Source organism: Paenibacillus tundrae (assembly GCF_030812775.1).
Classification (GTDB): domain Bacteria; phylum Bacillota; class Bacilli; order Paenibacillales; family Paenibacillaceae; genus Paenibacillus; species Paenibacillus tundrae_A.
Map to the genome: position 1 here is coordinate 1 of NZ_JAUSTI010000012.1, position 23,203 is coordinate 23,203.

Consider the following 23,203-nt stretch of genomic DNA (forward strand, 5'->3'; position numbering starts at 1 on the left):
GTTGTATCTCCATTCCGGTCTCTTTGGTGGCATACATAAAAAATACCCCATAGAGAGACTTTTTTAAAGTGTCTACTCTATAGGGTACAGTTTAAGGTAGGTCTATGTTTATTTTACACGTTAACGGAGAAGGCAGAACAAACTGGAGAAGCGGAGCGTTCGCCTGAAAGCTTTCTGAAGGAAAGCTACATCGGAAGCATAAGCCATCCCCGGATTTTACCCTTTATAGAAGGGAATCAAGAAATCTGGGGATAACAGCGATCGTAAGTTGTTCTGACTTCGGAGTGGCTTGTGTGATCCCACCAATCAGATTATATTGCGTCATTACATGCGCTTTTTGCGACCCACGATGAGCCATGCCCCGCCCATAATTAGCACAATCGCTACAAAAGGCTGGAAGAAAGACATGCTATTTAACATCGAGCCAATCGACATTACTGCGAAGAACAGCAAGAAGAGCACGGTTAGAATGTTGATCGGAATCAGCAACCATTTGTTACGGCCGCCGAACCAATACAATTCGAACAGACCCACAGCTACCGCAAGAATAAAGCCAGGCCACATCGTTCCCCAGTTATCAAACAGCATCGCGATTTGGCACACAATACCTGTAGTCAGCAAAATACCACCAGGAACGAGCAGGCCAACTCCTCGGCCGATCATGGAGAAGTAGAGCCAGTGGAAGAATAATCCCAGTGGGATGACGAATAATGTAGGCCAGAATGTGGCGAAGATCATCCCTGGACCCACTGAACCTCCCTGGTTCAGAATTAAGTACACACCTAACAGGATGAGGACAGGCGCAAAGATTGCACGTTTTGCCATCGTAGTGTTCTCCCTTTCTCTTTGTTTTTACGAACGTTGTCATTTCAATATACACAGCATACCATGAATTGGAAAAGAATAACCTCAGTCCTTGGCGTTAAAAAGAACCTAGACTTAAGTCTAGGTTCTGTGTTCTCATCCATACGATTTACCAATAGGTTCTACAGGTAGGTCAAAGTCTATTTTTGTGAAATGTCAGCATGTTTCTTGCCCCAGCTATTTACGCCGTCATCCTCAATAATGGAAATTGCTGCATCGGCAATGTCCGGGTTGGTCATCAGTTTCTCCTGAATACGGAATTTGATATCATCCGCATCTGCGAGGGAGAGACCTTTGGTTAACTCAATCAGACCTTCTACATGATAATAGCGACCTTCCTGAATGATGCGCATCATTTGAATATCAGCCACATGGGTATCTGCGAGAATGGTCTGGGATACTTTATCCTCAATATCCTGCGGAGCAGCTACGCCGATGAGTCCGATCATATTGTCATAACCAACTCGGAAGGCTACTGCGATCATGAGACACCCAATGAGTGTAGTTACGATACCGTCGAGCAGCGCGAAGTTGGTCAGTGCAATGACTACAACCGAGATCAGGGCAAGTGTTGCCCCGAGTACTGCCACTACATCTTCGTAGAATACGAGACGGGTTGGTGGGGCAGCACGGCCTACATTTTTGATGGCGGCAGGTACGAGTCCGAATCCTGTTGCTTTGGGTGCACGAGCTTCTTTCAGGATTTCCTTCATCGCTTTGATCAGAATGGCTCCGTCAATCAAGATGTTTAACACGAGTACACCGATGTTAATCCACAAGCCACCCGTATGACCAACCGGATGCTGCAACAGATGAATACCCTCGTGAATGGTTTCGTAGGCCATGATGGTGACCACGATAACGGCGATCATGCAGAAAATGTTAATGACACGCCCGAACCCTGTGGGGAATCGTGGAGTTGGTTTTTTCTCGGACAATACACTTCCGACAAATACGAACCCCTGGTTAATCGCGTCAGCCAAAGAGTGCATCGCCGAGGCGAACATGGCACCACTACCACTGAATAGGAAGGCTCCTCCTTTGCATAGAGCAAGTACCGCATTTCCTGCCATGGCTACGGCAGAGGATGTGTTTCCTTTTTTGACGAGAGACATCAAGCTCTCAGACTTCGGTTGTTCAGCCACTTCGAATGTTCCTCCCAGAAATATGTGATAGGTGTAGAAAGACAGTCCTGATCTGGATAGCATGTGCATTCCCACTAAATGTTATTATAACCGTCTTTACATATCCCAGCATTATGCAAAAAAGGTCATATCATCAACTGGGTAGACTCAGCATTCAAAGATAGGAGAGGTGTGTTTTGAAATAGCGTATACCTTCAGTATTCAATCGCGTCCAAGGCGCGTAAATTCTCGTTGGATTGCTCCAGTAGCTCTGTGAATGTGCCAGCCACATAGTAGATAAAGTCAGGATCATGCTTGTACATAATAATCTGTCCATATGTCCCTTCTGCTGCTGGGTCGAAATCGAACATTAGATATAGGGAACCGCCTCCCAGCATACCGATGGTAACCCATTTCTTTTGAAACAGATAAGGCTTGATTCGAGCATCTAGTTTGCTCATCTCCTCAGAAGAGTAGAAGTCTTCCAGCTTATTCTCTACAACTGTGGCTTGCTCTCTGTGAATCTTCTCTAACGATAATAGATAAAATGCGGTGTCTTGGCTGCCTTCAGCATCGGTAGGATATAGGATATGAAAGCCATAACCACTCCCATTTTTGCGTTTGTAAAATGCACGGAAATCCGCGGGCAACTGCACGCTATGTTCCTGCTCGAATGCATTTAATTGTTCGTCTGTGACACCGTCCAGTTCACGATAGGCACTGAGTAGCTCCTGATTTTCCTCATCTTGTACTTTCTCATCTAATAAACCGTCTAGCTCGTCCATCAATGCATATATACGTTGTTCCGGCATGCCCATCCCTCCAGTGAACTATTGAAATACAAGCGGTGAATGATGTACAAAATAAGCCTCGTCTGATTCACCTCATATTATAGGTATAATCCGGAACGTCTCACAAGAATCGCGAGTCCTTGTCTATATGCTACGTTGGTCTCAGGTTTTAGCACCCGTAGCAACCCAAAAAAGCGTGAGCGACAGGGAAGATACCTGTGCCCACGCTTTATATTATTCGTATCTTTTTCGATCCAATGAATTAATCAAACTTCCAACAGGACAGACTTAGATTGCCCAGCTGATAGGCTTTGAACATCAAGGTCGCCTGCTTGTTGCGATCCCCTGCACCCATTGCAAGTAGCAAAGGTACAAAGTGTTCTGGTGTAGGCACGGCTGCTTGCGCAGAAGGAGCAAGTGTATCGTAGGCAAACAGAGAATCGGTATCCCAGCTCTTCAATTTGTCCTGTAACCAATTGTCGAACTCCAGCGCCCAAGCATCTATTTCGCTGCTGCCCCAGTTAAGACGACGGAGATTATGCACGGTTCCGCCACTGCCAATAACAAGAACATCTTGTTCGCGCAAGGAAGCGAGTGCTTGTCCTACCTGATACTGTTGTTGTCCTGTCAAATATCGGTTGACGGACAAAGCGACAACAGGAATGTCGGCGTCAGGGTAGAGAAGGCGAAGCACAACCCATGCCCCGTGATCCAAACCGCGTACATCATCTGTCTGAACCGGTATTCCAGCTTCCGTGAATAGACGCTCAACCTCAGCCGTGGTCTCAGCATGTCCTTGCGCAGGATATTTGATCTGATACAATTCAGGCTGGAATCCCCCAAAATCATAAATTGTCTCATACTCAGCGACAGAAGAGACTTGTTGCGTCGTTGCTTCCCAGTGAGCGGAGAACAAAACGATCGCTTTAGGTTTAGGCAGCGTTTGTCCGAGTTCCTGCAAAAATTCTGTGTATGCATTTTCCTCCAATGCAAGGGATGGAGCACCGTGTGCAATAAATAGAGATGGCATCATTATGAATTCAGTCCTTTCGATTCTCCGGTTACCAGGTTCGCATCTGTGCGAAGGAAGTGTTGGAATTGTTGATATAGCTCGGGAGTCACATGATGACCACCTTGATAAGGTACGTAGGTTACGTAATCGGTATATTGACGGAAGAAATTCGCATTATCTTCACCCAACTGCAGTGGGAATAGATGATCTTGATCGCCATGGGAGATGAACGCAGATAATGCTGGATTCGGTTGTAGCGTGTACTCGCTTTTCACAAATTGCGGTAGATAACCACTCATCGCGACAATGCCTTGGATAGCATCTCCCATCACGAGTGCAAGAGTCATCGCCATAATAGCGCCTTGGCTGAACCCAGCAATATAACGTCTTGAAGGGTCAATAGCATACTTGGAGGACAGTTCAACAATGAATTGTTGTAGCCCTTCAACGGACGCATCATATAATTCACGGATTGGATTGCCAATGCTCTTGATCTGAAAAAATGCATAACCGCCGCCTTGGACGATCGGCCCACGCACCACAATGATAATAAATTCAGACTGCAAAGGCTCCATCAAACGGAGCATATCTTGTTCATCCGATCCCATGCCGTGCAGGGCGAAGATGACGGGATATTGTTGATCTGCATGGTAATGAGCAGGAAGACGAACTTCATGGATATATGTTGATTGCATTGAAAACACCACCTTGGTAAGAATGAGTAGATTCTATTTTCAAAATTTAAAAGTTCACCAATATGAAATAATTATTCTTATTTATGAACAAAATTTATCATGCATCCATTGTGAGGTCAACATCTTTTTTGTATTATAGATGTTGTTCAAAAAGCCCGCTTTTGATTACGCGACATGCCTACTGGCATGATCAGCATCGAATATGGAATTCCGCCGAAATAGGTAGATGCTTACGAAGGTTGTTTCCTTCGGAAACAATGTAGTTGCTCACGTAGTTTCCCTACGCTCCGCTACTCCATTTCTAGCGTCATCCCATCTTCTTGGTACTGAAAACCGATCTTTTTGAACGTTTATTGAATAGAACTATGTTGTGTATAAGGAATATTTGATGGAGATAGGTGTGGGTCATTTCAGCCGGTTTACAACTTATGATCAAGGACGTGATAAGCATGTTAAAGGGGATTGTCCCTATTCTGAGGATGTTTGACGAGAACAAGGCAAAAGAATTCTACCTGGACTACCTCGGTTTTCAATTGGATTGGGAGCATCGATTTGAGCCGGATATGCCCTTATATATGCAGATTTCGCGTGATACAATTATCATCCATCTATCGGAGCATCATGGAGATTGTACGCCCGGAGCGGCGTTGCGAGTAGCGACGGACGATGTGCAAGCGTTGCAGCAGCAGCTTCAACTCTCCAACTACAAATATGCCCGACCCGGCATTGAGGAGACGCCTTGGCATTCAAAGGAGATGACTGTAACTGATCCGTTTGGTAACCGAATTATTTTTGCTCAGACTATGACGGAGTAGATCGTTTTTACAGGGAAGGGAGGGGGAGCGATATGGACATTGGCTCAGCCATTCGTACGATTCGCAAACAGAAACAGATTACAATTATGCAAATGTGTGAAGGCACAGGCTTATCCAAAGGATTTATTAGCAATGTGGAAAATAATAAAACATCACCATCAATCGCGACGCTCGAAAGTATAGCTGATTATCTCAACGTGCCACTTCCTTATCTGTTGCTGACACCAGAACAACGGATGAACGTGGTGCGCAAGCATGAGCGCCAGGAGACCACTGCAGGTAGTGGGCAGATTAAGGTTCAGCATCTCACCGCCAAGGGGGCCATGCGGTTGTCCATCGTGGAACTTCCGCCGGGAGCGTCGACAGGTAGTAACAAACATGTGGGAGAAGAGAGCCACCTTATTCTACAGGGTAAAATTCGCGCAGAGCAGGGCGAGGACGTTGAGCTGCTTGAAGAAGGTGATTCCTTCACTTGGAATGCCATCGTGCCGCATGAGGTCGCCAACATCGGAGATGAGCCGGCCATTGTGTTAATCGCCGTTTCCAAGGAGTTGGATTTGGATCAATTGTGGAATGCCTAGTTCCTTTTCCGTGTAGCCCGATATAGTGCAGAACGATGACAGAGAGAGCAAAGAATACCAAGAGAGAGAGCAAGACAAAAAGCCGCCAGAATAGCTCTGACGGCTTCATTTGCATAAGGCGATTTACTTTATGTCGTTTTCTTATTGTGGATTCGTTGTCCAGATGCCCGCAGCTTTGACAAACACACGATCCGAAAGCTTCAGTGTTGCCAAAGCAAGTTCAGCTACATCTTCCGCTTGCATCATGCGATCTTCGTCGCCAACTTTCAGGCCTGCGTTCGTAGCAAGCTCTGTATTTACCGTGCTTGGCGTTAATGCCGTTACGCGGATGTTGGATTTGCGCACTTCCTGCATGAGGGACTCGGTCATACCCAGCAGAGCGAACTTGGATGCACAATATGCTGAACCTGTAGCGAATCCGCGCTCACCTGCCGTTGATGCGATATTGATAATGCTTCCGCTGCTCTCCTTAATCATGCTTGGCAGTACAGCACGTGTTACATAATATGTACCCATGACGTTGACATGCAAGATGCGCTCCCATTCCTCTGGGTCCATATCTAATAGTGTGCCGAAGGTAGCAATACCTGCGTTATTAATAAGAATATCGATGGCACCAAGCTCCATCTCGATGGCAGCAACAGCTGCCTCAGCCTGTGTACGATCTGAGATATCAGCAATAGCACTGGTTACTTTGACACCATGCTCTTGACTAAGCGATTGTTGGAGTGCTTGCAAATCCGAAGCTGTGCGGGCGATCAGTCCAAGATGCACACCTTCTTTGGCAAGTGCCTCTGCGATGGCACGACCAATCCCTTTACCTGCGCCAGTGATGATCGCTGTTCTATTCTTAAGTTCCATGTGGGTAATTCCTCCTTCGAGATGATCTATAAAAATTAAACTAAAGAATATTTACACTTGCCACTCCGATGACAGAGCAACCTTCCGATCGCTGTTATCCCCAGATTTTTTTGAATTTTTCCCTAAAGGAGGAATCCGGGGATAAAGGCGAACGCTACGCTTCTTCAGGTTATTTCTGCCCTCTCCGTTCCCGTGTAAATGTATAGTTCAATTTGTATAGCATTCAATTATACTATATTACCCACGGTTCGGATATTTCCTTCATCATTATTGCGTGATCTTAATACTACCTGAAGTTGCTCTTGCCTTGATTACATCTGTGCTGGTCATCGGAGATTCCGGAATGTTAATATCTCCCGACGTAACCTTAACATCATAGAAACCTGCGAATTCAGGTGCGGCTTTAATGGTAATATCGCCAGATTGCCCTGACACATCAATCGGAGCTACAGTTGTCTGCTCGATTCTTACCGTTCCTGAGGTGAACGTTACATTAGCTGCACCTGCGAGTTCTTTAATCTGAAAATCGCCAGATGTCAGATCACTGGTGACATTTCCAGTAACAGCATCCATCTTGAAGCTGCCTGAGGTCATTTTCACATCCATATCGCCTTGAATCCCTGAGCCAGAGACATCTCCAGAAGTAAGGCTCAGCCCAATGTGGGGAACCGTAATGTCCTTCAATCGAACTTCGCCAGATGTATTCGTAATATCCAGTGTGTTGGCATGCAGTCCTGCCAGATTATAGTCTGAGGAGGAAGAAGTGAGCTTCACTTCATCTAGCGTATGCCCTTCAGGAATGGCAACGGTTAAGGTTGGCTTCGAGTTGCTCCAATTGAAATTGAAAAATTCAATGCGGACACGATCGGGTTTCACGAGATTGAACGTACCACCAGATAATGTAGCATTCTCCAGACTTTCGATGCTATCCTTATCCCATTTGCCATCTGCTTCAATATAGCCCTGAGATTCAGGACTCACTATGAATTGAATGTTGGCATTGAGATTGGCGTCGATCAGCAGTCGCTGCAATTCATCATTCTTAAAGTCCCATCGTTTGGAATAATCTTCACGCTGATTGCCGAATTCAACGCCGTATACCGATACGCCAACCAGACCAATCAGAATACATAACAAGGCTGTGACGAACCATTTTTTTGTAGTCATCCATTATACTCCCCTTGTATCGTTTTTTTGTTCCATTTTACGTATTGAAGCGTCACGGAGCTGAAGGCTTTGAATAGGAATCTGGCTAACATCGCAAACAGAATGCCTATACCACATGCTGCAATGGAGAAGAACAACTTCGAGGGCGCATATTCTCCAAAGAATAATAGATCAATCACGGCAGCTATAGGCGTTAAGGCGAGAAGAGAGAATCCAGCAACGGTGAGCCAGACGGACCATAGGAGTAGACCAAGCGGGAAACCTAACATAAGATTCAGGAAAACGAGTCCGATCCCGGTAAACACATTACGCGCCGTTGTACTACTCTTTGGTGGAGAAGTATTCGTAGGCATACCCTCGTAAGAATAATCCGTTCCCATAGTCATACTATCCATGACATACCGGTCACCAAGTACCTCACGTGCGATTTCCTCTGGTTGCCCAAGCTCGCGGGCAATGTCTTCCTCCGTGCGTCCATCCACAAGCCCAAGCTCAAAATGCTGTTCGTAATCAGCAAGTAACTCTGCTCGTTCTTGCGGGTCCATAGCGCTAAGCTGCAGTTCCATAAGTTGCATAAATTGTTGTTTATTCATTCGAGTTACCATCCTCAATAAGATGTGCGACATTACGCACAAATTCATTCCATTCCTCGGTGAGGGTATCCATGTAAACACGACCTTCATCAGACAACTTATAGTACTTACGTGGAGGCCCCTCCGTTGATTCCTGCAAATAAGTTGTGCAATAGCCGTCATTCACAAGCCTGCGTAGAAGCGGGTATAGCGCACCTTCCGCCACTTCAATATGTTTGGAGACCGCCTGAGCCAGTTCGTAGCCATAACGATCCTGACGGTTGATTAGGACCAGGACGCATAGCTCCAACACTCCTTTTTTGAACTGGATATTTACATTCACACAGGTTCCTCCTTCATTCCGTATTCAATCACTAGTGTGTATTGTTCAATAGCTGTGGATATAGAATAGCACTCAGTACTGTATAATGCAAGGTAGTGATTTTAAAATAGTTCTGGAACACAGATTGGTGCTTTCCACTCTCATGTAAATGGTAGAACCCATTCACCTAATCCAATCTATTATATTAAATGTAAATTTATGTATGTATATTCTATTACTTCAGTATACGCAAAACCCGGATAAAATGCCTCCGTCTGAAGACGGAACTCTATCCAGGTCTGCATACTGATTTTTATCGTTGTAGCGTTATTCCATGGCTTCAAGCACTTTGAGATCCTTGACTGCAGGCCCCTCGATAACTTCTCCTGCATAATTAAATCGTGAACCATGGCATGGGCAATCCCATGAACGTTCGCCTTCATTCCATTCCACTTCACACCCGAGATGGGTGCAGGTGGTATCAACTAGGAAGAGCTTTCCGGAAGCATCTTTGTATGCTCCAGCACGTTTGCCATCATGACGGACAACTGAGCCTTCATCATTGCCGAGCTCATTCACATGTTTGTGCACGATGCCTACTTTGCCAGAGATTAATTCTTTGGCAACATTAACATTTTCCACAATAAAATTTTTGATACCTGGATCACTCTTGAATCTTGCTGGATGGAATATCTCAGCATGTGGATTCTCTACACCCGTAATTCGATCGGCAAGCAGATGCCCGGCCATCGTACCTGTGGTCATACCCCATTTGGCAAAACCGGTAGCTACGTAGACGCGCTCATGTCTTCCGGTGATTGGGCCGATGTAAGGAACCTTGTCGAGTGAGATAAGATCCTGTGCAGACCAGCGGAACGGGATGTTGCGAATGCCATAAGTATCTGCGGCGTAGCGCTCTAACCGCTCATAATGACCAAACGTACAGATGCCTTGACCGGTTTTATGGTTCTCTCCGCCGAAGAGGATCAATTCTTTTCCTTCATGCAGGACAGTACGCAATGAACGGGATGGTTCATCATCAGAGATGTACATGCCGCCAGCGAAAGGTTTCTGTGGCTCAACAGCTACAGCGTAAGAACGCTCGGCATGAAGTCTGGTGAAATAAAAACCAGGATCATACACTGGAAAATGAGAGGCAACGACCACATGCTCGGCTGTAACCGAAGGACCATTCCCATAGGTTCTAACATGTAAATTAGCATCTTCCTCCACATCCGTTACCGTGGTATGTTCGAAGATGCGAACCCCATTTTTCACAGCAGAGTCTAGTAGAAAATGCAGGTAAGCTAGCGGATCAAAGCGAGCTTGTCCTGGCATCTTGATGCCTGCTCTTGATGGAACATCGATAGGGAGTGGATCAACCCATTGACCAGGGATATCCAGCTTCCCATAGGCTGTCAGCTCAATCTCAAGCTTCTTCAAGTTTTCTTCGGATTGGATATACACGTAAGCATCCTCGTCAGCCCACTGACAATCAATTTTGTGTGACTTCACCAGCTCACGCATCCAGCTTGCAGCCTCTGCATTACCTTCATAGTACATACGTGCCTGTTCGTGTCCGAAGTGCTGCATGATCTCGTTGAATATGACGCCATGCTGTGCAGATACCTTCGCCGTGGTGTGTCCAGTTGTTCCATCCAGCACCTTCCCTGCTTCAAGAACCACAACGCGTAGCCCTTTCTGAGATAGCAAGTACGCTGTTGTGATGCCTGCAATCCCTGCACCGATAATGGCTACATCCGCTGTCGTATCTTCTTCCAGTTTGGGATATGAATCGAAGGAGTGTGTAGCTCTCCATAAGGATTCCGGAATGGGAGGCAGTCCCACCGGGGGTTGTTGCTGATCACTCATATCTATTCCTCCTGTATCTTCTCTTGAATCCGATTGGTTCTAGATGTATAGGCGCAGTAAGTCAACCTTCTATCATGATTACCACACTAAGCGAGAAAAAAACGATACATGACAGACTTTCCGAGGAATATTCATATTTTCCTGTGGTAACCTCTATTTTTTTTGATGAACATACGATATGATAAGAGTATTATCGAAACCGTTTTAGGTAATTTATTTTATAGTGGAAAAAAAGTAATAAAACATAGGATGTATAAGGACTTTATTGTTCATATACCTATCCAATAGGTACAATGGAGTAGGTATGATTTTACTTATTATGTATTCGCTATCATTTTGAATTCAAAGGAGATTCCATACGATGACCAACCAAACCAAATATCCTTTTCAAGATACGTCATTAGAACTAGACTCCCGCGTGAAAGACCTTGTATCCCGTTTAACGGAAGATGAGAAAATTGAATCCATGTTACAGTATCAGCCAGCGGTAGAACGACTCGGTGTTGCTGCATATAAACACGGGACTGAAGCTGCCCATGGTTTGGCATGGCTGGGAGAAGCAACATCGTTCCCACAACCGGTAGGGCTTGCATGTACATGGGACACCGATCTGATGAAAGAGATCGGTTCAGTGATCGGGGACGAGGCACGTGTGTTTTATAAACGCAATCCAGCAGTGAACGGTCTTACGCTTTGGGCGCCGACGGTTGATATGGAGCGCGATCCACGTTGGGGACGGAATGAGGAGGCCTATGGTGAAGACCCTGAACTGACAGGAGAGCTGTCTACAGCACTGGTTAAGGGGATTCAAGGTGACCATCCGAAGTATTACAAGGCGGTTGCGACGCTGAAGCACTTCCTTGCGAATAATAATGAAGTAGATCGTGGCAGTGGCTCGTCCAGCATTGATCCGCGTAATATGCGTGAATATTACCTGAAAGCGTTTGAGAAGCCATTCAAAGAAGGTGGCGCGCAGTCGATGATGACTGCGTATAACTCCATCAACGGTACGCCGGCTCTATTACATCCTTATGTGAACGAGATTGTTAAGGGTGAATGGGGAATGGATGGTTTTGTTGTCAGCGATGCAGGCGATGTGATGGGTATTAAGAATGATCATAAGTACTATGATTCTCATACACCAGGTACCGTAGAATCGGTCAAAGCTGGGATCGACAGCATTACCGATGATGCCGATCTGTCCAAGCAAGCACTTCGTGAAGGATTGGAGCAAGGTCTACTTGCATGGGAGGATATTGACCGCGCATTGTTCAACACCTTCCGTGTTCGCTTCCGTCTAGGTGAGTTTGATCCAGAGGAAGGCAATCCGTATGCATCCATTGGAGAAGAAGCGATGATGACGGACAAAGCCAAAGCATTGTCACTGAGAGCAGCAAGAGAGCAGGTTGTATTGCTCAAAAACGAGAACGGTACTTTGCCACTCGACAAAACCAAAGCAGGTAAAGTGGCTGTCATCGGCACACTGGGCGGCACCGTATATCGGGATTGGTATGCAGGAACCATGCCATATAGCGTATCACCACTTGAGGGTATTCAGAGTAAAGTAGGCAACGACAAAGTATTGTATAAGGACGGAAATGATCGCATTACGCTGACTTCAGTAGCGAACGGCAAAGCGGTTGGTCTGGCAGAAGGAGAGAATTCACCACTGATTGCTTCCGGAGAAGCAGATACTTTTACGCTTACGGACTGGGGGTTTGGCAGCTACACGCTGCAATCCGAACGTAATGGTAAATATGTGACCACGGATGAAGAAAAAGTAACGGCATCTGCGAACGAAGTATATGGCTGGTTCGTGAAGGAAGTATTCCATCTGTTGCCACAGCCTGACGGCAGCGTGGGCTTAACGACATGGAATGGCAAGACGGTAACTGCACCGAATGATGGAAACGATGCATTCGCCGTTTCGGAAGAACTGAAGTCCTTTGGCAGTGCGGAAACATTCCAGAAGGACGTTGTTGTGGATGGTGTGAAAGAAGCGGTTGCGGCAGCGAAGGAAGCTGAAACGGCCATTGTGTTCGTAGGTAATAACCCGCTGGTGAACGGCAAGGAAGAGATCGACCGCCCAAGTCTGGATCTGGCAGAATCCCAGCAACGCTTAGTGGAAGCCGTGTATGCTGCTAATCCGAATACGATTGTTGTCATTGTAGGCAGCTATCCCTTCACTTCCAATTGGGTACAAGAGAACATTCCAGCTGTATTGTACACGTCCCATGCAGGACAGGAGCTAGGAAATGCACTTGCCGATGTACTATATGCCGATTACGCTCCAGCAGGTCGTCTGAACATGACATGGGTACAATCCGCAGATCAGCTTACAGATATTAAAGACTACGATATTATTCAATCAGGCCGTACGTATCAATATTTTGAAGGAAATGTATTGTATCCATTCGGACATGGATTGACATATGCAGCATTCAAATACAGTAATCTAGAACTGACACCTGCACAGGCGGGGACAGAAGATGATATTACGGTAACAGTGGATGTCACGAATACAGGCACAATCGCGAGCGATGAGGTTGTACAATTGTATGTACGTGCAGGCAAATCTCGTGTGAAACGTCCGCTCAAAACGTTAAAAGGATTCCGTCGCCTTCATATTGAAGCCGGGGCAACCGTTAACGTGAGCTTCAAGCTCCCGGTACAAGAGTTGGCCTTCTGGGACGTGACTCAGGATCGCTATGTGGTAGAGTCTGGAACCTATTCGATTATGGTGGGGAAATCTTCTTCGGATATTCAACTTGTTGCCGATCTGACGGTTGAGGGAGAAACAATTCCAGCCCGAAACTTGAGTGTCTCCACACGAGCTGAGAACTATGATGCGTACCTCAGTGTTGATCTGGATGAGAGCAAAGAAGGCGGAACAGCTATCCGTGCTCTTGGAGAACAGGGATGGGTTCTGTATAAGGATGCAGATCTCGGCAGTGAAACGACTGAGCTGGAAGCACGTGTATCCTCCGAACAGGAGGGTGCTGTCGTGGAAGTTCGATTGGGTTCCCCTGATGGTACATTGGCAGGACGTACTGAGCTGGCACAAGGTGGAGCCCAACAATGGTCTTCGGTGAAAGCAGAGCTTACGGGTGCAACAGGCGTACAGGATGTATATATCCTGTTATCAGCAGGGGTACGTCTCAGTCATTTTCAGATTCGATAATTGCGCTGAATTCTATTAATCTAATGCAAAGAACCTTCGAAACCACGTGTATGGTGGGCTCGAAGGTTCTTTTTTGTGCAACTTATATTTCACAGACGAATCATTGTTGGATCAATCTGAAATGTGTCTTATAGGCAAGGCTGCTTTAATTATCAAATGAATTTGCTATTGTGCTTCTGTTTTAATAATTTTATCAATAAATTGTTTGAGCTGTTGATTGGTTGCATTTAATTCATCGATCGTTGTCATAAAATTGTTAACGAGTTCTGCCTGTTCTTGCGAACTCGCACTAATCTCACCAATCTCATTTTCCATTCCCTGTATCGATTGCCGAACAGCTAGAAGAGATTCTTCAATGCGAGTAGTTGCATCCTTGGTATCTACAGACAGCTTGCGAATTTCCTTAGCAACGACTCCAAATCCTGCACCTGCTTCACCTACACGAGCAGCTTCAATGGCTGCATTTAAGCCAAGCAGATTCGTCTGCTCGGATATTTCGCGAATAAAGCTGGCAACCTGATTGACGTTACTCGATTTCTGCACCGCTTCTTTGGAATTGTTCAAAATCTCTTATGTCGTGGCACTGAGTTCTTCCGAGTGTGCAGCGACATGCTGTACGCTGTCCATGAGTTGATTGGTAAGGTTGTCGGCTCAAAATAAATCAAGCATAGAACTTGCGTTAAAACTTCTGAAGTCTACGTATGAAAAAGAAAAAGACCGTTACGATGCATCCATCTGCAAGGTAACGATCTTCTCGTTCATTTGTGTTGCTCTCACATCAATAATTCGTTGGTTACGGCTACCGCGATAAACTAAAGAAACATCTCGTTCGGCGGCGACATAACGCCCATCAATAATGACGTCACATAATTCGGCTAGTGCTGCCCGAGACGGCTCCAGCACGAGTTCTTCATACATAAATCCGGTGTATGCCCAGACAGACAGATCAGGGCGTAGTACTCGAAATTGTTGAACCCAAGGGATCAGATCGGCTGCCGAGAAAAAAGGGTCGCCACCACATAAGGTTACGCCATCCAGCAGAGGGTGGGTTGTAACTTCATGCATGATTTCCTGCTGCTTCTCCTCTGTAAACGGCTCACCTGAGCGAAAGCTCCATGAGTCTGGGCTGAAACAGCCTGGACAAGCATGGAGACAACCACTGATGAACAACACTGCACGTAAGCCGGGGCCTTCATTGACAGATTCAGGGATGTAACCGTGCAGGTTCACTTATGCTTCACCCGATCTCGAACTTCAGCTTGTTTGGCACCGTTGAATCGCACCTTGTAATCCCCGGTGAGATAACCGGTAACCCGGCGTAGACGTTGGAAATGCACATTGTTCTCGTGAATGCCACAGTTCGGGCAGCTCTCCCCAATGACACCTTCATAGCCGCAAGATGGGCAGCGATCAATGGGGTGATTGATGGAGAAGTAGCCAATATCTTGTGCCAATGCATATTGCACAATTCGCTGGAAAGCCTTCGTGTTGGCCCGCACATTCCCATCAAGCTCAACATAGGAGATTGCTCCGGCGTTACATAGCGTATGGAAAGGTGCCTCAAGTTCAATCTTGCGGTAGGCAGGTAGGTTGTAATATACAGGCACATGGAACGAATTCGTGTAATACTCACGGTCATTAACACCTGAAATTGAACCGAACCGCTTCCGGTCAATCGTTGTGAATTTACCAGATAACCCCTCGGCAGGTGTTGCGAATAGCGTAATGTTCAAGTTATGTAATTCACTCATTCGGTCGCAGAATTCACGCATCGTACGGATGACATTCAATGCTTCTTGGTGAATATGCGGATCTTGACCATGGTGTCGTCCATATAGAGCAGTCATACATTCCGCAAGACCGATGAAGCCAATGGACAACGTACCATGTTTCAAGAGATCAGCCACCGGTTCATCGGGATCTAATTGTTTACCACCTTCCCATACACCCTCACGCATCATAAAGTCAGAGGCTTTAGCTGGTTGCGCCTTCTGAATCTGATATCGATGAAGCAGACCTGAAGCTGCTTGCTCCATAACCGATTGAAGTGCAGCATAAAATCCTGTCCGATCGGCTACAGCGCGTGTTCCCTGACAGATGCCGAACCGAATACCTAGTTTAACCAAGTTGATTGTATTGAAGGACAGATTACCTTTTCCGCTCTGACGGTTACGTCCGAATCGATCTGCCAGTGTACGTGTACGGCATCCCATCGTAGCAATAATGGTGTCCGGATCATCTGGCTGATAGAACGGCAGATTGAACGAAGCATCCACATTAACAAAGTTAGGGTACATGCGGCGCGAAGAACAGGTGACGGCAAGCTGGAATAGATCATAGTTGGGCTCTCCAGAAGCCTGATTAACCCCTTGTTTACACTGGAAAATATGCTGTGGGAATACAGGTGTCTCCCCGTTCCCTAGACCACGGATGGTAGCTTCTAACAACGAGCGAGATACGAGTCGTCCTTCGGCCGATGTGCAGAGTCCGTAATTAAGTGATGTGAATGGAATTTGTCCTCCAGCACGGCTGCTCATGGTATTGAGATTATGGATCAATGATTCAGCAGCTTGTTCGGTCTCTAGGATCGTCTCATCCATAGCAAAATCATAGGCACGTGGGCATTGCTCCTGTGCTTCAGCACTATCCAGATAGAGTTGTTCATCCGGAATGTATGCATGCTCTCCAAAGAGCCGTTGCCCTTTACGATAATGCTTCTGGAAGGAGCGTCGCACATAAGGTGCAAGATCCCAATCTATTTTGTTGGCAGATACACCGCCATATTGACTATTCTGTTGAGACTGGAAAATGATTGCTACCAGTGCCATCGCTGACATGATCGTCTGGGGAGTACGGACTGAGCCGTTACCCGTATTGAAGCCGGAGGCGAGTAATCGGTCAAATGGAATGAAGATACAGTTGGTTGTGCCAAGTCCATACTGATCAAGGTCATGAACATAGAGGTCTCCATGCTCCACAGCTTGCGCGAGCCCTTCGGGCAGGACATGGCGAACCGCATGCCACTTAGCTGTCTCTGAACCGAGCCGGCTCATTTTTCCACTAAATGAATCTCCATTCAGGTTGGCATTCTCCCTTAACGTATCCGCATCCTCAGCCCCAATAATTCGTCTGCCAAGGTCAGATAGTAGGTCATTTGCTGGTGGAGAGGCACATTCAAGCATATTCATTTAAGGTTCCTCCTATAATGAGAGTATATATTGGCTAAGCCTGATTAAATACTACATGTAGTTTTTCATTATCCAGTTATAAACTATATATGGATTTTTGGGTGTGATAATGATCACATCGTAATCGTGACAGAACAGCAGATTTGTTTGTAGAATGTGGATAAAGGTTTCCAAAGTTGGATTCGAAGAGTATAATTTCTTTTTATGCTACACCGCATCAAAACATCTCGCTCACGGACACAAAATCTAGCAGCAATGGTAGATAATCATCGGCCATTCCTAGCGTGGAGATCCAGCGAAACAGGAACTTCTCAGAAAGAGCAGCGATCCTGAAATCGCCTGTGTGATTCTTCTGAATGTCCGTGGTGTTAAAACATATATGTACAGGTTGTGACAACTGGTTCAGGAGTTTTTTTTCACCCTCATATATCTTTATGGATTGATTCTAATTTGAAGCGCAGCTAAGACAAGAGGGGTGAGTCATGGGAACCACAGGTGTTGCAAGAGGATTTTATGAAGATATACAGGAAGCTGCGACCCACATCGTGGACGTATTAAGTGGGATTCTGCAGGTGAATACCATCTTTGTTGCCAGCAATGATGGCATGACGAATGTGATTCTTGAGGCATTTAACCGTCATGAGCAGTTGGTCACTAAAGGTAGCAAGCTTCCATTTGAGACATCCTACTGTAGTTTGGTTTTACAAGATAAAAGCAGTGAGCTAACCATTAAAGATACGGCGCAGCATCCATTAACACGTTCTATGAATGTGACGGATGGTTTGGGGAGTCGATTCTTCATCGGAGTCCCTATCTTGCGGCGATCGGGTGATGCGTTTGGCACCATATGCTTAATGGACAACCCGGATTACCAACTAAATGAAACGGATATGAAAACACTAAAAGCAATGGCTGTGTTTCTCGGATACGTCATTGATCTCGAAGATAGCTTGTTGATGCAGGAGCAGAAGTTGAGTGATACGGAACAACTGAAGGCGCAGTTGCAAGCAGAGAAGGAACGAGCCGAGTCCGAGGCCATGACCAAAACGCAGATGCTTGCGTTAATGAGCCACGAAATTCGCAATCCATTGAACGGGATTCTGGGGTTGACGGATCTCATGCGGACGCCAGATATGCCCGAAGAGCATCTGGAATATGTGAACATGATTGAGACAAGTGGCAATATATTATTATCCCTACTGAACAATATGATGAACTTCAACATCAATGATACTGGCAAAACGGTTGTACACGATGATCCATTTGATCTGGTGTCTACAATTGAGAATACAGTGTATCTTCATGTTGGACAGGCGATCAGCAAGGGCATTGAGGTTGGTTTGAACCTGGAGATGAATGTATCCCAAGTATTTGTAGGGGATGAGATCAAGATTGGGCAATTGCTGGCACATGTGCTGCAATACGCTATTGATTATACACGGACTGGTTCGGTGCTGATCACGGCCGTTGTGGATGAAGAGAGTACAGACAACCAAGCTGTGCTCCTGTTGAATGTAAAGTATAGCGGCAAGATGCTGCCTGCGGACAAGATGCGACAGGTGCTTCATACTTCAGACGGGAATATCAGCACACAGCGGATCGTTGGTACGAATCTGGGGTTAGCCGTGAGTCAGAATCTAGCGATTCTGATGAATGGAAGCATTCAGATCAACAGCTTGGGGGAAGACGAGACGGAATTCCAGATTAGGCTGCCACTGCTTAGACACTGGGAGTTACCTCAGCTTAACAGCATCCAGCAGCGATTGAAGGGAATGAAGGTATTACTTGCCAAAGACCCGGACATTTTGCAGGGTGTATCTTCCTTGATGCGAAGATGGAAGATGGATGTGCATATGACCTCAGGCTCAGCAGAGGCATATAGCTGGATGGAAGAAGGCTTCAGCCCGGATGTAGCGGTAATTGATATGGGATTGGTCGAAGGTGGTGCGGTCGATTTTGTGCATAACCTGAAATCTCGTGCTCACGCACTGCCGATTATCGTACTTGTGCCCTATGGTATGCATATTAACCCCCGGGAGGCAGAAGTATTTGACGCCGTTCTAACGAAACCCGTGAGACAGGCTGATCTATTGAACGCATTAAGCGTCATCTTGCACTAGAGATCGATATATAAGATATACAGCGCATCTGTTCATAAGGTGCGCTTATTTCTTTTGGAAGTCTGGTCAAAATGATTCGTTTAACGTGTATAGTTGCGTTACAATAGAAAGGGAACGTCATCATAAAGATTTATACAAGGAGGATGTGCAATCAATGGAGTATCGCAGATTAGGTGGAAGCGGACTGAAAGTAAGCGAAATCAGCTTGGGTAGCTGGCTGACATACGGAGGATATGTGGAACGTGAAAATGCGGTGAAATCAATTGAAACCGCATTCGATGAAGGTATTAACTTTTTTGATACAGCTAACGTGTATGAGCGTGGCGCAGCAGAGGAGCTACTGGGTCAGACATTGAAAGCGTACTCTCGTGATTCTTATGTTCTGGCAACAAAAGTATTTGGCAAAATGGGCGACGGTCCTAATGACCAGGGATTATCCCGTAAACATATTATGGAGCAATGTGACGCGAGCTTGAAGCGTCTTGGAGCCGATTATGTGGACATTTACTATTGCCATCGCTACCATACGGAAACACCGATTGATGAGACACTACGTGCGTTAGATGATCTGGTACGTCAAGGTAAGGTGCTGTATGTAGGTGTCAGCCAGTGGACAGCAGCTCAGATGGAGGCAGCGCTAGGTACAGCAGATCGTCTGTTATTGGATCACATCGTGGTGAACCAACCGGTATATAATATGTTTGATCGATACATCGAGAAGGAGATCATTCCACTAGGTGAACAAAAAGGCATTGGACAAGTTGTTTACTCCCCGCTTGCTCAAGGCTTATTGACCGGGAAATACACGTCGATATCGGATATTCCTGAGAATAGCCGTGCAGCCAAGCTCGGCTGGGACGAAGGCAAGATTAATGCAGATCGAATCGGTAAAGTTCGCCAACTGATCGAGGTGGCAGACAAGCTAGATTTGAAGGTGGGTCAACTGGCACTTGCTTGGATTCTGCGTCAACAAAATGTATCTAGTGCACTTGTAGGCGCAAGTCGTCCAGAACAAGTGAAGGAGAACGTTGTAGCTTCGGGTGTGAAGCTGGATGCATCCATTATTGAAGAGATTGAGCAAATATTGGCTTAATATGAAGTGGTCTATCGGCTTCTGAAGCGATATGAAATGAAGAAAGGGATGCACTCTCAAGCCGTCTAGATGGACGGATGAGAGGGCATCCCTTTTGATCTTATACGTGATCGGAAGGTTACTCTGTCATCGAAGTGGTAAATGTAAGATTCTTTAGTTCATTTTATATAACGAGACCCTATAACCTATGTTGCACAGAAAGTGGCAGTGAGCGCTTCTTCATAACACATACCCGATTCCGTCCTGTATTTTTGGCTTCATACAAGCCACGATCCGCCTGTTCGAAGAAGTCATCGTCATCCTTGTCATCGCAGTTATCTGGAAACACGGCTACGCCGATCGAAACGGTTAGACGTGTTGTATTTCCGTCGGGAAGAGAAAAGAGATACTTCTCTACAGCCTTCCGTATCCGTTCCGCAACGGCAAGAGCTTGCTGCTGATCGCAATCGACCAGCAAAATGGCAAATTCCTCGCCCCCGTTACGGGAGACAATGTCCACAGGGCGTGCATGTTCAATGAGAAGCTGCCCCAGTTGCTTCAGAACGGCATCACCCGAGGTATGGCCGAAGGTGTCATTTACTCTTTTGAAGCGATCGATGTCAATCACCAGTAGGGACAATCTCTTCTGATGTTCTCTAGCATATTCCAGTTGGAATTTGAGTGACTTCTCAAATTGAAGCCGGTTATTCAAGCTCGTCAGATGATCGGTTGAAGCCCTTCGTTCCAGCGTAAATAACAATTCATTCGATTTGTTAATAAATTCGGCGATAAAGTAAATAAAGATTCCGCCGATGAATGAGATGGTTAACTGCACGGGATATATTTTCATAAATTCATTAATGCTTGTTGTATTCATCAGTAGAATAATAAAAATTAATGCCATAGAAAATAAGTTCATCGTCAAGATTTTAGTTAATCTAGACCAAGAAGCATAAGAGAAATATACCCCAGCTAGACCGATGAGGACCATGACAAATGCTGCATCTATAGCAGAGGAGGATAGACCAAAAATCACCACACGCAGGATGGAGATTACGAGTCCTGAGATGAAGGAGGCCATTCCACCTAAATATACGGCGGCTGTTATGATCGCAAGATGTCTTAGATCTACAATCGTACTTTCATTAATGCTGAAGGAATAATTCATGAGTACTGTACCATATATACCGAACAGGATACCCCCGATCAGTTGCACACGTATGGATGGAAAGGGAACACGGATGCTATAGAATTTAGCGATAATTCCGGACACGTACATAAATGTGATCATGATACAAAGATTAACAAAGAACGTGCTGAACAATGAGCATCCCCCCTTTACACACATTGTTATATTTTATCTGAAAATGAGGCTAGTAGCGAACCAATTTATCCCAAATAGTGGATGTGAGTACTGGGAATTATAGAAAATTCGCTGAATTCTAGAGTAGCCACTGATGTTGACTTCATTATACATTAAGATTTATACTTAATCTAAATCAAAATGTTTCTGTGTGTCACAGTATTTATAGACTGTGTCCTTCTATAGAATGAGAATAAAGGAGAATGGCTTGTGAGAACGCTAAATCTGACTATACAACGACAGGCCGTGTATGATGTAGTCCGTCATTCAGAGGATCATCCTACAGCGGCAGACGTAATGAACCGTCTTGTAGAGCAAGGTTATAACCTTGCCTATGGTACGGTATATAATTCACTTCGCTATTTAACGGATAAAGAATTGATTCGGGAGCTTAAACTCGGTGAGACGGCAAGTCGTTACGATGCCCGAATGGACGACCATCAACATATTATGTGTGAAGTTTGTGGTAAAGTGGACGAGGTTATGACGGAGGTCCCCGCACAATGGATGAAGCAGGTGGCTGAAGAAACCGGATATGCAATTGACCACGCTCATGTGGTCTTTGGAGGTGTCTGCGGGGAATGCAAAAACAAACGGATCAAATAAAAATCAACCTGTCTGGTCGGCGTTTACCACTTCGGGTCAAGCCGGCTCTGACGGATCCAGCTCCAGTGGCAGAAGCTTGTCCGATCACAAGGCGTGTTATTCTCATTAGCCCTATGCCAGGTCAGGTTCACGAACTGGTCAAAGCATTGACGGATAGTTGCTTCGATGTGCTGGTATTTCATCGCTGGGAACCAGATTTGCATGAACGTCTTGATTTTGATCTTCTCGTCTATGACCTATCTGTTGCAGGAACAATTGATGCCTTCGCTGGAATCAGCAGTCGTCTGAATCGAGAAGCAGAGTATACAACGCCATGTTTGTACCTTGTAGGGGAGAAAATGATTGGCAATGCTAGCGGCCCGATGCTTCAGGAAGAATTGTTGGTCTGGCCAGCGCGACCGCAGGAAGCTCTATACCGCGTGCAGCGGATGATCGGCAATAGCCCGACTGTGCCGAAGCGTGGGTTTTTGCCTAAGGAAGGGCAACGGATCGGGTTCAAAGATCTATGGCTGGATCGGGAGCGGATGAGCGTGCAGCGGGATGAGGATCGAATTCATCTCACCAAGACGGAATATGATCTATTGCTTAAGCTGATCGATGCCAAGGGCGCAGTCATTTCCCGTGAGGAGATGCTTAGCGATATTTGGGAGACGGATTTCACAGGAGGAAGCAATGTCGTCGATGTGCATATCAAAAGCTTGCGAAAAAAATTGGGCGATAACGCGGCTTCCCCCAAATATATTGTAACGGTAAGAGGAGTGGGCTACCGCCTAGCGGATTAGTCCGCTTTTTTTTGTGCCTATATGTGCGTGTTCAAAAAAGACTATTTGAACAACCTCCATAAACATGAAGTTCGTTCATGCGAAAGCCATGTGACCCTCATCTTATGCTCATGTAAACCTCATGCAAGCGGCAAAGGAGACATGTTAGAATCATTTTAACAGTTAGATCAAGTCTAAATGTATATTCGATCAAATGTTGAATATGATCTTAATCA

Annotated in this window: 20 protein-coding genes and 1 pseudogene; 7 read left to right on the forward strand and 14 right to left on the reverse strand. The window is 45.8% G+C overall.

Features of this window, described 5'->3' with window-relative positions:
* Positions 1-324 precede the first annotated feature (324 nt).
* The 5 genes from J2T19_RS19590 to J2T19_RS19610 all read right to left on the reverse strand — a co-directional run bounded on the left by J2T19_RS19590 (position 325) and on the right by J2T19_RS19610 (position 4,486).
* On the reverse strand, positions 325-825 hold the full coding sequence (locus J2T19_RS19590; RefSeq protein ID WP_307218682.1) for a hypothetical protein: 501 nt from the start codon (positions 823-825) through the stop codon (positions 325-327).
* A 179-nt stretch (positions 826-1,004) separates the two neighbouring features.
* A complete protein-coding gene (locus tag J2T19_RS19595; RefSeq protein ID WP_307218684.1) occupies positions 1,005-2,009 on the reverse strand; it encodes a cation diffusion facilitator family transporter in 1,005 nt (334 codons plus the stop codon).
* 194 nt (positions 2,010-2,203) lie between these two features.
* A complete protein-coding gene (locus J2T19_RS19600) occupies positions 2,204-2,800 on the reverse strand; it encodes an SMI1/KNR4 family protein (RefSeq protein ID WP_307218687.1) in 597 nt (198 codons plus the stop codon).
* Positions 2,801-3,041: 241 nt separating this feature from the next.
* Positions 3,042-3,812: a DODA-type extradiol aromatic ring-opening family dioxygenase gene (locus tag J2T19_RS19605; protein WP_307218690.1), complete on the reverse strand. Its 771-nt coding sequence runs from the start codon at positions 3,810-3,812 to the stop codon at positions 3,042-3,044.
* Entirely contained in the window at positions 3,812-4,486 is a 675-nt protein-coding gene (locus J2T19_RS19610) for an alpha/beta hydrolase (RefSeq protein ID WP_307218692.1), read from the reverse strand. The genes J2T19_RS19605 and J2T19_RS19610 overlap by 1 nt, the downstream gene beginning before the upstream one ends.
* Positions 4,487-4,935: 449 nt before the next feature.
* Here J2T19_RS19610 and J2T19_RS19615 point away from each other — a divergent pair, with 449 nt between their 5' ends.
* Both J2T19_RS19615 and J2T19_RS19620 read left to right on the forward strand, forming a co-directional pair.
* Entirely contained in the window at positions 4,936-5,301 is a 366-nt protein-coding gene (locus tag J2T19_RS19615) for a glyoxalase superfamily protein (protein WP_307218694.1), read from the forward strand.
* 32 nt (positions 5,302-5,333) lie between these two features.
* A complete protein-coding gene (locus J2T19_RS19620) occupies positions 5,334-5,882 on the forward strand; it encodes a helix-turn-helix domain-containing protein (RefSeq protein ID WP_307218695.1) in 549 nt (182 codons plus the stop codon).
* A gap of 141 nt (positions 5,883-6,023) precedes the next feature.
* Here the strand turns inward: J2T19_RS19620 and J2T19_RS19625 are convergent, their stop codons facing one another.
* The 5 genes from J2T19_RS19625 to J2T19_RS19645 form a co-directional block, all read right to left on the reverse strand.
* Entirely contained in the window at positions 6,024-6,743 is a 720-nt protein-coding gene (locus tag J2T19_RS19625) for a 3-ketoacyl-ACP reductase (protein WP_056701941.1), read from the reverse strand.
* Between the two features lie 267 nt (positions 6,744-7,010).
* Complete coding sequence (locus tag J2T19_RS19630) at positions 7,011-7,910, reverse strand: DUF4097 family beta strand repeat-containing protein (RefSeq protein ID WP_307218698.1); 900 nt, start codon at positions 7,908-7,910, stop codon at positions 7,011-7,013.
* Entirely contained in the window at positions 7,907-8,503 is a 597-nt protein-coding gene (locus tag J2T19_RS19635) for a DUF1700 domain-containing protein (RefSeq protein WP_307218700.1), read from the reverse strand. The genes J2T19_RS19630 and J2T19_RS19635 overlap by 4 nt, the downstream gene beginning before the upstream one ends.
* Complete coding sequence (locus J2T19_RS19640) at positions 8,496-8,825, reverse strand: PadR family transcriptional regulator (RefSeq protein WP_239291305.1); 330 nt, start codon at positions 8,823-8,825, stop codon at positions 8,496-8,498. The genes J2T19_RS19635 and J2T19_RS19640 overlap by 8 nt, the downstream gene beginning before the upstream one ends.
* A gap of 306 nt (positions 8,826-9,131) precedes the next feature.
* Complete coding sequence (locus J2T19_RS19645; protein WP_307218704.1) at positions 9,132-10,676, reverse strand: FAD-dependent oxidoreductase; 1,545 nt, start codon at positions 10,674-10,676, stop codon at positions 9,132-9,134.
* 361 nt (positions 10,677-11,037) lie between these two features.
* Here J2T19_RS19645 and J2T19_RS19650 point away from each other — a divergent pair, with 361 nt between their 5' ends.
* Positions 11,038-13,857 (forward strand): glycoside hydrolase family 3 C-terminal domain-containing protein, encoded by a 2,820-nt coding sequence (locus tag J2T19_RS19650; RefSeq protein WP_307218706.1) that lies wholly within the window; start codon positions 11,038-11,040, stop codon positions 13,855-13,857.
* A 165-nt stretch (positions 13,858-14,022) separates the two neighbouring features.
* Here J2T19_RS19650 and J2T19_RS19655 read toward each other — a convergent pair.
* The 3 genes and pseudogenes from J2T19_RS19655 to J2T19_RS19665 form a co-directional block, all read right to left on the reverse strand.
* A pseudogene (locus J2T19_RS19655) lies at positions 14,023-14,505 on the reverse strand (methyl-accepting chemotaxis protein); the annotation flags it as partial.
* Positions 14,506-14,577: 72 nt separating this feature from the next.
* Positions 14,578-15,087 carry an anaerobic ribonucleoside-triphosphate reductase activating protein gene (gene nrdG, locus J2T19_RS19660; protein WP_307218709.1) on the reverse strand — a complete coding sequence of 170 codons (510 nt, stop codon included), beginning with the start codon at positions 15,085-15,087 and terminating at the stop codon, positions 14,578-14,580.
* Positions 15,084-17,045 carry an anaerobic ribonucleoside triphosphate reductase gene (locus J2T19_RS19665; protein ID WP_307218712.1) on the reverse strand — a complete coding sequence of 654 codons (1,962 nt, stop codon included), beginning with the start codon at positions 17,043-17,045 and terminating at the stop codon, positions 15,084-15,086. The genes nrdG and J2T19_RS19665 overlap by 4 nt, the downstream gene beginning before the upstream one ends.
* A gap of 482 nt (positions 17,046-17,527) precedes the next feature.
* Between J2T19_RS19665 and J2T19_RS19670 the strand changes: the two genes are divergently transcribed.
* Together J2T19_RS19670 and J2T19_RS19675 are read left to right on the forward strand one after the other, a co-directional pair.
* A complete protein-coding gene (locus tag J2T19_RS19670) occupies positions 17,528-19,165 on the forward strand; it encodes a hybrid sensor histidine kinase/response regulator (RefSeq protein WP_307218714.1) in 1,638 nt (545 codons plus the stop codon).
* A gap of 154 nt (positions 19,166-19,319) precedes the next feature.
* Positions 19,320-20,258: an aldo/keto reductase family protein gene (locus J2T19_RS19675; protein WP_307218716.1), complete on the forward strand. Its 939-nt coding sequence runs from the start codon at positions 19,320-19,322 to the stop codon at positions 20,256-20,258.
* Between the two features lie 178 nt (positions 20,259-20,436).
* On the opposite strand, the gene J2T19_RS19680 is transcribed toward J2T19_RS19675, so the two are convergent.
* The gene (locus J2T19_RS19680) at positions 20,437-21,528 is read right to left on the reverse strand and encodes a GGDEF domain-containing protein (RefSeq protein WP_307218718.1); all 1,092 of its coding nucleotides are present in this window, start codon (positions 21,526-21,528) and stop codon (positions 20,437-20,439) included.
* A gap of 282 nt (positions 21,529-21,810) precedes the next feature.
* Here J2T19_RS19680 and J2T19_RS19685 point away from each other — a divergent pair, with 282 nt between their 5' ends.
* Positions 21,811-22,206, forward strand: coding sequence for a Fur family transcriptional regulator (locus J2T19_RS19685; RefSeq protein ID WP_056701967.1), 396 nt, complete (start codon positions 21,811-21,813; stop codon positions 22,204-22,206).
* On the forward strand, positions 22,182-22,988 hold the full coding sequence (locus J2T19_RS19690) for a winged helix-turn-helix transcriptional regulator (RefSeq protein WP_307218721.1): 807 nt from the start codon (positions 22,182-22,184) through the stop codon (positions 22,986-22,988). The genes J2T19_RS19685 and J2T19_RS19690 overlap by 25 nt, the downstream gene beginning before the upstream one ends.
* Positions 22,989-23,203 lie beyond the last annotated feature (215 nt).